Here is a 10389-nt window from a genome sequence, read left to right on the forward strand (position 1 = left end):
CGTTCCTCTCACTGATTTGCAGCGGCAACTTCTCGGGCTACTCGGCGTCCCTGAAGGCGCTTTTCGCCCGCCAGACTAGCGACGAAATTCGCGCCAAATTGTGTCCTCGACGTGCGGAATGTAAGTCGTGAGCATGTGCCGCGCGATGTTCCTGAAACGAGCGGATCGACCCCAACGACAATGATCCATAACCCGCGCCGACGATAAAGACCCACGCCGGGATTGAGCAGGCGCGTTGAAGCCACACCGTCAGTGCGGCTAGCGCGGCCAGATGCGCGAGCCACATCGGCACATCGCGCCAATCGCCGCGTTTGATTTTGCCGAGCGCATCCACGCCCGTTGCCGCAATGGCAAAAGCCGGCCCAACCAGCAGGCGGCCGACAAACGTATTGCGGAAGGTCAGTAGCGTGCGAATCGCGAGACCCGCGCGTTGCCACACACGCTGGCTCACGAAATAGCTTTCGGGATCGCGCTCCGGGCGCGTCAGATGCGGATCGTCGTGATGCTGAAGATGCGAATCACGATAGACGCCATACGGAAACCACACCGCGAGCGGCGCGAATTCTAACAGTGCGTTGAGGAGCGGCGAGCGCGTCGGATGACCGTGCAGCAGTTCGTGGTGCAGGGACATGTACCACGTGCCAAACAGCGCCAGCAGCGCGGTGGTCAGTGGCAAGCCGAGCGTGCGCGCATGCGTCGCTACGCCGAACCATCCGCCATAGATCGTGACGATCAGCAGCCACGTCGGCCATTGTGTGCGCCATGTCCAGCTTGCAGCCTGGTGGGCGAGTGCTTTGCGTTGCGTGTCGTCGAGGTAAATCGCCATTGGCTGGATTGGTCGGAATGCAGGTTTAGACCGATCCTACTGACCAATTGGCAGCACTAGAACCATTTTGTTCAGCAATGCATCTGCGCATTTGTGCAAAAGCGGGGAACGCTCAACCACCGTCCGCCACGCGGCAAGCATGATCGAGCAAACCTTCCGCCGTGCCGCTGCCATTGTCGACATCCATGGCGCTATTCACGACGAGCCAGCCGTCCTTTTCAGCCGATGGCCCCGCACCGGTCACGAGGATGGTTTGCATGGCCATCGCCTGGCTGTCCCGGTCGTCACGCGCGACGATGCGAAACGGATTGTTCGCCTGATTGAGCGAAGTGACGCGCATGATCCGGTAGCGCTGGCCGCCGAGCGTATCCCAATGCCACTCGCCTGGTGTGTCCTTCGCGTGACGCGCGAGTGCGTCGCTCACGTCGCCGTGCATGCAATCGATGTGGATATGCAACTGGTTTTGCGTGCGACGGTATTGCGAGTTGATCTCGAGGCCGAGTTGATTGTCGGGCAAGGTCCGCTTGACGGACTTCTCGACGTAGAGCCGCGACGCCCACGCGTCGTCCCAGTAGTTCTGTGCATGCGGCGCCAGTACGAATGGGCTTTCTATGCCGGTGACACGGTCGGTCGGAATCAGCAGATGCTGCGAGCGGCCGACAATATCCTTCAGGATTACATAGCGTTTGTCGAGGTCGACGACCGTGCACTGGCCGGGCGTGCCGGTGGCCTGTTGCGACGGCACGCAGCGCAGATCGACGATCTTCCAGAGCGCGTTCGAGTCGACTGCGGCAAGGCGCGCGCAGGAGGTGGCGGTGAAGACGACCGCCAATGCTGCGACGGTTCGCAGAATAGTTTGCCGAAGACCGGCTGGCTTTGGCAGTCTCATCGGCATGCGGATCGGTATGTGAATCGATATGTGAAGCGGCACTTTTTCAGCGGTGTTTTCAACGGCATCTTTGAAGGCATCCTCAAAGCCGTCAGAGAACCGGCGCCGGCAGCACGCCGAGCAATTGCTCGAATGCGACGCCGATCGCCAGCAGCCGCCGGTCCTCGCCGAGCGGTCCATCCAGTTCCAGGCCGACCGGCAGGCCGCTCGCGGTCATCCCGGCCGCCAGCGACAAGCCCGGAATGCCGGACGTGCTGGCCGGGTCCGTATTGCGCAGGAACGCGTCCATCGTATCGATCGGCGGGGCGCCATCGATCGAGACTGTCGACGAACCGTTCAGGTCGTCGATCGGCACCGCGGCGAGGCGCGTGGTCGGAAACAGCAGCGCGTCGAGACGCTCATCGGCGAAAGTCGCCGCGATGTACTGCTGCAAGCGCGGCCGCCATTGCAGGAGTGCTGCGTTGTACTGGGCGCCGAGCACGTCGGCGAGCACGCCGTCGTAAATCGCGCGCACGTCCGGGCTTGCGATGCGGGCCGCCATTTCGGCCACGGTCTTGACCGGCGCATCGTTGGTGACAAGCCACGCTAGTACGTCCTCGCGCGGCTCATGGATCGCGATCGGACCGCCCACCAGGCCGTTCAAGGTTTCCAGTTCGCTCATCGCGACAGGCACGAAGATGACGCCCGCTGTTTCGAGCCGGCGCAAGGCGGCGCGCGCGACGTCTTCCACCTGCCTTTCGAGCCCTTCCCAGAGCGGCGCGGGCAAGCCGATGCGCAAGCCGTTCAACGTAAGCGCGGGCAACGGGCCCGCTCCGGTGATCACGCCGTCGAGCAAAGCGATATCGGCGACCGTGCGCGCCATCGGTCCCACCGTATCGCGCGTATGGCTGATCGGCACGACGGCATTCGGGTCGTGATAGCGCCGTTCGGCGCCGCCGTTACCGACTGACGGACGAAACCCCGCGATACCCGTCAACGCGGCCGGAATGCGGGTCGAGCCGCCGGTGTCGGTGCCGAGACCCGCGGGCGCGATGCGCGCGGCGATCGCGGCGGCAGTGCCGCCCGACGAGCCACCGGGGATCAGTGTGGGGTTGTACGGATTGCGCACCGGCCCGGCGTGCGTGGCGAAGTTCGTGCTGGTGATGCCGAACGCGAGTTCGTGCATGTTGGCTTTGCCGAGCACGATTGCGCCGGCATCGAGAAGCCGTTGTACCGAAGGCGCGTTCGTCTTCGGCACGAAGCCCTCCAGAGCGGGCGTGCCCGCCGAGGTCTGCAAGCCGGCCGTGTTGATGTTGTCCTTCACGACGATGGGCAAACCGGCGAGTGGCAATTGCGCTTTTGCTTCGGGCGGCAACGCATCGACGCGCTGCGCGGCGGCCAGCGCGCCGTCGAGGTCGAGCGTGGTGAGCGCATTGAGGCTCGAGAGCGACGCCGCGCGCGCCAGCAGCGTGGCTATATAGTCGGCGGCTTTGATGCGCCCGGACTGGATCGCGGCGACCGCTTCCGTTGCGGTTAGGGCCAACTGTTCATCGACGGTCCATGTCATTGCAGGCGTCTCCTTGCACTGAAGTGTCACCTATTCTGGCACAGCCGTTTAGAAACCGATGCCAAGCGGCACAAGGTGGCCTGCGTTTGTCATATTGCCGGTCGGCGGCACGCCTCGCTTTCCGGTTCTGCGCACGTGTCCGGCGTGAGCGTGCTGTGGGTTCTTTGGGCGATATCGGACGCGTCTGCCGCCGTTATTGCCGGCTGTCGATCCACATGCGTCCCCAGCGGAACGCATAGGCGAGCGCGTGTTCTTCGTCGAAGAAATAATCGAGCGCGTCGAACGAGTAGGCCTGACCCGGGTTTGCAGTGGTTTTCTCGATGGTCAGATTGGCGGCGAACAGGCCGTTGGGCAAGCGCTGTGCAGCCGGCGCAACTTCGTAGCCTTTGTAGCGGATATGTGAGTTCATGATCGTGGCAGTGAGTGTGCCCGAGTGTGTTGCTAAGGAGCCGGCGCGGGACGCAACCCTGTGCATCAGGCAACCGGTGAGTGAGCGGGCGGGATCAAGCGTAGGCCGCGCCGCGCAGCGGGTGAACCAATCTTTCGTCGTAAGCAAATCAGCGAGGTTCGGGAACGGTCTTCAGGAGGTCGGAGCGGACCATAGTCGCCGAGCGTCAAGACACTATCCAGCCTTGTTGGCGGATGGTCTGTTGTGTGGCGCACGGTTTGGAGTGGGGCGGATGCGGCGCGTCGAGGAAACCGGCCGGTAAAAAAGGATTCGCGCAGGATTCGCACGAGATTCGCGGACCGCAAGCCGCGATCCACGATGTCACACAGTTCGCGCTTAAACCGCGTGCAGCAAGCGGGCGGGTTGCGCTTCCTTGACTGCATGGCCGGGCGGCGCAGCCGTCGGCGTGCGATGCGCGTTGAACGCCAGGGCGAATTGCGCGGCCTGCTGGCCGACCGTGGCGAGCTGATCGACAACTTTGGCGTCGGAGCAGGTGTCGACGGTGTCGAAGCGCGTTTCCAGCGTGTTGATCCCGGCACCGAACGGCGTGGGCCAGCCGCGCAACGCGTGGACGATCGAGCGCAGCGACGTCAGCACCGAGCCGGCAGCCTGCCAGCCATAAGCGGTGACGATACAGCCGACCGCGCGCCCATCCAGATACGGCCGCTCATCGGCGCGCAGTTCTTCGAGCGTGTCGAGCGCGTTCTTGACGAGGCCCGAGACGCCACCGTGATAGCCGGGCGTCGCGATGATCAGCGCGTCTGCATGGCGCACGGCTTCGATCAGTTCCAGCTGTTCGTCGGTGCGTCGAGGGTCTTCCGGCGCGAAGTGGGGCAGGCTATGCAGGAAGGTGCCGCCAAACAGGCGGGTGTTCGCGCCCGCGGCTTCCGCGCCACGCAGCGCAAAGCCGAGCGCGCGCTCGGTCGACGACGCCGCGCGTGTCGTGCCGCCGATACCAATGACGAGTGGCCGGCGCTGATGATCGAAACTGGTCAACGAAATGCTCCTTCGGTAGCGGCTCACGGGACGCTGGCGCGGGTTTGCGCGAGAGACGAACCGGGGCGAACCGGACTTTGAAGTGTCATCTTAATTGCCGCCGCCACCCGGACGAAGCGACTTTTTGTTCTAACGATATAACCGTGCGGCGTTATCGCCGGCTCAGTGGGCTGTCTGACGGATGCTTCGAAGCCGATTCGAAACTGATCTCGAACCCTACAAGCCGCCCTGTGCAATGCAGTTGAAGCCGCGCTGGATAAGCATATGGCGAACCATTGTTTGGGGGTGCGATGACGCACCGCTATGATCGAGTCGTCTCCTCCATGACATCTCACATGGGACTCGGCCTCGCTACGCCAGTGGCGGGGCCTTTTTTTCGTCTGGCCTTTCAGTGGCGTAAGCGCTTGCCGCTTCACGATAAAACCGCTTTTCGCATGCTACGATGGTCCGCGAAACGATTCCCGGCGAGGTCGAACAAGCGATGGCAACCCTATATGACACGCTCGGTGTGCACATGCACGCCACGGACGAAGAAATCAAGCGGGCCTACCGCAAGGCCGCGATGAAATGGCATCCTGATCGCAACAACGGCGCGGAAGAAGTTGCGCGCGCCACCTTCCAGGAAATCAAGGACGCGTACGCAATCCTCTCCGACGCCGCGCAGCGCAAGGTGTATGACGCGGTTTATTCCGAGCAGATGCGCGGCTGGGAAGCGCAGCGCGCACGCCACCAAAAAGCGCAAGCCGAACGCGAGGCGGCGGCGCGCGCTGCGGACGAAGCGGCCTATGCCGAGATGGTGTCGCTTGCCATGCGTTTCGCCGATGAGGGCCACAATCGCGACGTGCTGTTCGGCGTGCTGCTAGGACGTCGATGCGAGGCGCGGCGGGCTGCGCAGATCGCCGACAGCGTGTCGGCCTTGCAGGCGTCACGGCGCGAGGCGGAGAAGGCGGAGGCTGCGGCCGAGGCGGCTGCGAAAGCGGCGGACGTCCCTGACGTTTCAGCCAAAGCGGAGGCGACTACCGTGAACGATGATGCCGCCAATCGTGGGGCGCCGGCTAACCACGGCAACTCGGCGGGCAAGCGTGAAGAAAGTGCAGGCGATGCCCACCCGGCCGGCGTACTGGGCGGACTCTGGTTTCAGTTCCTGAACGGCTTGCGCTTTTGAATAGATGATTTTGGCCGGTAGACCAGAGACGTAGACCGAATAGATATAGAGAGCGGCCTTCAGCGTTTGGGTGTCCGCTTCTAAAATTAAAACACGTCTGTGACATGTGTCGTTCGAGCGCCGAAATGAAGAGCGACGGTTCCTCATTGCCACGCATGCGGGTGGCGAACGCATCAGCATGTCGGGCACAAGCTTGCACGTGTGCTCGCTGCTCATCTCCTTGTTGCTGACTCTGCTTCCCCCGCGAAAGACCCGCTTCGCTTGACCTCCACTTGCGGATTCCGAGAGGCACGACGGCCATGGTTACTTTTATTTTTGTCGTTGCGATAGCGGCGTTTATCCCCTATGTCGCAACGCCCGCCATTGCGAACGGAGTCAAGGCGATCAGCGCGCCGCCTGCCGCGATGCTGTTCGAAACTTCACCGGCGGCGTCTGACGGCGCCAGCGACGCCGCGAATCGGATCGTGTCCGAACGGCGCGACAGCGAGGCTTCCGTCTGAGGAGATGCTGTCACTGCGGAAGTCGCCCGGCTGGCGCGCGGTTGACAGCATGCTGAAAGATTCGAATTTGTGCAGCTAAACTTCGCCGCAAATGCAACGCGCGATGCCCGTGGGTTGACCGCCCTGGCACAAATTCTCGTGGCGCAACAAATTTAGACATCGTAGTGTCATGAGGGCGCAAGACTGGGCCGGCAGAATCACACTGAGAGCTAAAAAAACACGGGTACGGGGTGAGCGTGACCAGAAAATATAAGGTGCTGTTTCTCTGTCGCGAGAATTCAGCACGCAGCATCATCGCCGAAGCTTTGCTGCGCGAACTGGCTGGACACCGGTTCGACGCATTCAGCGCGGGGCCGGAGCCGGCCGCGCGAGTTCATCCTATTGCGATCGCGCAATTGCGGCCAGGGATATCGGACCTCGGCGTGCTTAGCCCGAAAAGCTGGCTGGAATTCACCGGCGAATGGGCGCCGCGGATGGACCTCGTCATCGCCATGGACGAATGCGTCGCCGGGCATCATGCGCCGCTCTTTCCCGGAACGCCTTCGATGTGTAGCTGGATCTTTGCCGATCCGCTCGCCGACGGCATGCCTGAGCCTGAGCGAGTCCGCTTGTTTGAAAAGCTGTTCTGGCAAGTCGTCCGGCAGGTCAGCACATTCATCGAATTGCCGCAGTACGCGGCAGCGCGGAAGGCTGCCGCGAGCGTGGAGGCGCCGGCTTGCGTGAGCGGCACGTTATGTTACGAACATCCTCCGGCGCTTTGAGCGCGTCGACGACCGTGTCGAACCTGCAGTTGCCACCAGGAAAGTGCGGGTTCATGCCTTTGCGCTAGCGGTTTAACACGCTGACGGCTTAGCGGTTGTTCTGGCGCGCAAGCGGACTGCCGGCGAACGGGTCGTTTAGCCAATCCACCTGTTTTTTCGGCTGCGGGGCGGGTGCCGGCGTGGCCGACAATTCGAAGTGGTCAATTGATTGACCTGCGCTGATTGCCTGTTTAAGCCATTGGGGCATTTCACCCTGGCCGTCCCAGCTATCTCCAGTTGCGCTGCGGTAGCGCTCGGTCTTTTGCCCCTTCGGTTCGGCCGCCAGCGCGGCGGCGAGGTCTTCTGGTTTGATACCAAACTCTTCCATGCGATGGCGGAGATACGCAATCATGCTATCTCGCTTCCTTTCGTCCATAAGATATTCGTCCTTCTAAAGCGTCTGGCGTTCTGTCAGTTGCAGATTGCAAGGGGAAGCCGCGAAAGCATTGAGCCCATGTAAATGGGGTCCGCCCGCGGTAAAGTGATTGATCGAAGGAAATCCCACTGGCAACGTCAAAAAACGGTGCCTCATAAATTGTTTTACTGCATATGCCCGGTGAGGCCGCCTATCCGGCTGGCCGCGCCAATCAGTGAATATTCAAGCGTTCCGCCGCGCGGCAGGTACGGCTGGGTAAGCCTACGGCCGCTATGGAAAAAACGGTGATGACGATGCACTGATTGCGAATCGCCGGTCTCATGCCCACGTTCCGTCTCTCGCCGGTGCCTCGCGTGGGGCTGATTTTGTGCGTTATTCCATCATCATAGCGCACTGTTCGGGTAAAGCATGCGCCAGCCTGGGTGATTTTGTTGCCGCATGTCCCTGACCGGGGTGCAACCGGCGTCGCTAACAGCCCGCACCGCCGGGTTTGAAATCCTGAGTGGCCGACCTATAACGAAACAGCGGAGCAACACTCCGCGTTTCCAGCCTGGTGGCGACTGATTCCGGCAAGCCGCACGTGCGCGCCCGACATCGGTCTCAGGTCTGGCAACTAATTACTCGTTTAGTTCGGTGACTCGCCGCAGCAGTCCCGCATAGGCATTCGCCCGTCCGTCAGTTCGATATGGTGACATGACGTTTTTTCGCGGATCAATTCTTTTTGAAGGGGATGAGAGCTGCTGCGCCGGATTCGAGGAGTCTGGACATGAAACTACGTTTATTGATGGCGTTGGCAAGCGCCGCTCTCTTTCTGGCGCCGAATACAGCCGGCGCATTTGACAGCCAGCAGGGCGAAGCTGTGTCGGGCCGGGTGCTAATGCAGAACGCAAACGAATCAGCGCAAGACATCACCGACATGTCGTATGGTGAAGCTGGACGGACCATCATGCCGGCCGCTCAATCGGTGCGGAACGCCTCCTATGGCGGTGTGGGCGCAGGCTCGACGGAAGCGGGAGGCCGACAGGAACGGCCGTGCGCTTCCGGGCCGCAATGCAGGATCTATTTTGGCCAGTAGCAGACCGGCAGTTCGGGAGGCGGTGGGGGAGCCGCATACACCGCCTCTAACCCATTCGCGCCACGGCGCCGTGATCGAAATACCCACACGCCCAACTGCAATTTTACGGAGTGGCCAGCGGGCGATTTAATACGATGTTAAGGTGTGTTCCGTTCAGGTTTTCACCCGCTGTCTTTTCCAATCGCGATCATAAGCAGGCCAATACCGCCTGCTTTTTTATTCATGATTTGCTGTCCGTGAATTGATTAGTTCGGTGCGACTGCTCCAATCCCACCCGTTGTTTAGTTACTCGCAAACAATACTATGTTAATGGAAGATAATCTGCCTGCGAGCACTGCCTCGCCGGTCGATAGCGCCTCGTCGTCTCTGCGCTCGTGGCTTGCTGTCGTGGCCGTTGCAATCGGTGCTTTTGCATTCGTGACCACGGAGTTTTTACCCGTTGGACTGCTGCCGCGCATAGCAGCAGATCTCGGCGTGCTGCCTGGCACCGCGGGATTGATGGTTACCGTGCCGGGTGTGATCGCCGCCATTTCGGCGCCCGGTTTGATGCTGGTGGCCGGACGAATGGATCGCCGGCGAGTATTTCTGCTGCTCACGGCCTTGCTGCTGCCGTCGAATCTGATTTCCGCTTTTGCACCCGATTTTCTGTTCATGTTGCTCGGACGCGCGCTGCTCGGTGCGGCTTTGGGCGGATTCTGGACGTTGGCGACGGCTGCATCGGGGCGCCTCGTGCAGCCGAAGGATTCGGCCAAAGCCATGGCGACGATCCTGACCGGCGTGACCTGTGCGACGGTGATCGGCGTGCCGCTCGGCACATTCATCGCCAGCTTCGCGTCGTGGCGTGCTTCGTTTATGGCAACCGGCGTACTTGTCGCAATCGCGCTCGTGGCGCAGTTCGTCTTCGTGCCGTCCTTGCCGTCGACAGCCGCATTGCGGCTGCGCGATCTGGTGGCGCTGCTGCGCCGCCCGCATCCGCGTAGAAGCATGCTGATGGTGGCGCTCGTATTCGGCGCGCATTTCTCCTCGTACACGTACATCACGCCGTTCCTGCTGCGTAACGCGAATTTCACGATGTCGACCATTACGTTGCTGCTGCTCGGCTTCGGCATTATTGGGTTCTTCTCGAACTTTGCCGTTTCGTCGACGGTGACGCGTAACCTGAAAATGTCGGTCGGCGCGATGGTTTCTCTGCTCATGTTCGCGCTCTTGGCGATGCCGCTGTTACAGCAATCGCCGATCGGCGTCGCGGCGCTCGTACTCGCGTGGGGTGTTTCGTTCGGCGCGCTGCCACTCTGTTTCAGCATCTGGATTCAACGCGCCACGCCGGATTCGCCAGAAGCGGGCTCGGCGCTTTTCGTTAGCATCATTCAGGTTGCCATCGCGCTGGGATCGCTCATTGGTGGTGTTGTGGTCGACCATGTCGGCATTTCCGCCGACTTTCTCTTCGGCAGCGGTTTGGCGCTGCTGGGACTTGCGGCGCTCGCGAGCTTTGGGCGGCGCGAGCAGGAGGTGGCCGCAAAAGCACTAGCGTGTCCGGCGTGTACTGACTATGGTCGCTCGTAAACCAAACCTGTCCTGAGAGAGGTCGCTAAGCATTTGATTTTCATGGGTTTGTAAAAAATGCTTGGCGACTACCTTGATACTAGGAGACCGTCGGAGTTGAGGTGAAGCGTAATTCAAAACACTTCAAGGTCCGACTGAGTTCGCGCCGGTTTGCGGACTCACTTCGTCGTCGACACGCAATGAAAGCAATTTGAAGGCTGATTGG

10 protein-coding genes and 1 pseudogene are annotated in these 10389 nt (G+C 61.3%); 5 read left to right on the top strand and 6 right to left on the bottom strand.

Features of this window, described 5'->3' with window-relative positions:
• Window positions 1-67 precede the first annotated feature (67 nt).
• From GNZ13_RS05060 to GNZ13_RS05080, 5 genes and pseudogenes are all read right to left on the bottom strand, one after another.
• Window positions 68-826: pseudogene (locus GNZ13_RS05060) on the bottom strand (fatty acid desaturase); the annotation flags it as partial.
• Window positions 827-938: 112 nt separating this feature from the next.
• Window positions 939-1715, bottom strand: coding sequence for a CDP-diacylglycerol diphosphatase (locus GNZ13_RS05065; RefSeq protein WP_236001815.1), 777 nt, complete (start codon window positions 1713-1715; stop codon window positions 939-941).
• Between the two features lie 91 nt (window positions 1716-1806).
• Entirely contained in the window at window positions 1807-3261 is a 1455-nt protein-coding gene (gene iaaH / locus GNZ13_RS05070) for an indoleacetamide hydrolase (RefSeq protein ID WP_172161074.1), read from the bottom strand.
• A 193-nt stretch (window positions 3262-3454) separates the two neighbouring features.
• A complete protein-coding gene (locus GNZ13_RS05075) occupies window positions 3455-3670 on the bottom strand; it encodes a transcriptional regulator (RefSeq protein WP_172161076.1) in 216 nt (71 codons plus the stop codon).
• 375 nt (window positions 3671-4045) lie between these two features.
• A complete protein-coding gene (locus GNZ13_RS05080) occupies window positions 4046-4705 on the bottom strand; it encodes an NADPH-dependent FMN reductase (protein WP_172161078.1) in 660 nt (219 codons plus the stop codon).
• 481 nt (window positions 4706-5186) lie between these two features.
• Between GNZ13_RS05080 and GNZ13_RS05085 the strand changes: the two genes are divergently transcribed.
• The 3 genes from GNZ13_RS05085 to GNZ13_RS05095 all read left to right on the top strand — a co-directional run bounded on the left by GNZ13_RS05085 (window position 5187) and on the right by GNZ13_RS05095 (window position 7131).
• Complete coding sequence (locus GNZ13_RS05085; RefSeq protein ID WP_172161080.1) at window positions 5187-5870, top strand: J domain-containing protein; 684 nt, start codon at window positions 5187-5189, stop codon at window positions 5868-5870.
• Window positions 5871-6169: 299 nt separating this feature from the next.
• Window positions 6170-6370 carry a hypothetical protein gene (locus GNZ13_RS05090; protein ID WP_172161082.1) on the top strand — a complete coding sequence of 67 codons (201 nt, stop codon included), beginning with the start codon at window positions 6170-6172 and terminating at the stop codon, window positions 6368-6370.
• Window positions 6371-6606: 236 nt separating this feature from the next.
• Window positions 6607-7131: an arsenate reductase/protein-tyrosine-phosphatase family protein gene (locus tag GNZ13_RS05095; protein ID WP_172161084.1), complete on the top strand. Its 525-nt coding sequence runs from the start codon at window positions 6607-6609 to the stop codon at window positions 7129-7131.
• Window positions 7132-7219: 88 nt separating this feature from the next.
• Here GNZ13_RS05095 and GNZ13_RS05100 read toward each other — a convergent pair whose 3' ends face one another.
• Window positions 7220-7546: an H-NS histone family protein gene (locus GNZ13_RS05100; RefSeq protein ID WP_172161086.1), complete on the bottom strand. Its 327-nt coding sequence runs from the start codon at window positions 7544-7546 to the stop codon at window positions 7220-7222.
• Between the two features lie 766 nt (window positions 7547-8312).
• Between GNZ13_RS05100 and GNZ13_RS05105 the strand changes: the two genes are divergently transcribed.
• Entirely contained in the window at window positions 8313-8621 is a 309-nt protein-coding gene (locus GNZ13_RS05105) for a hypothetical protein (protein ID WP_172161088.1), read from the top strand.
• Between the two features lie 303 nt (window positions 8622-8924).
• Complete coding sequence (locus GNZ13_RS05110; RefSeq protein ID WP_172161090.1) at window positions 8925-10184, top strand: MFS transporter; 1260 nt, start codon at window positions 8925-8927, stop codon at window positions 10182-10184.
• The last annotated feature ends 205 nt before the right edge of the window (window positions 10185-10389 follow it).

Origin of the sequence: Paraburkholderia elongata (assembly GCF_013177735.1) — a bacterium.
In the GTDB taxonomy this organism is placed as follows: domain Bacteria; phylum Pseudomonadota; class Gammaproteobacteria; order Burkholderiales; family Burkholderiaceae; genus Paraburkholderia; species Paraburkholderia elongata.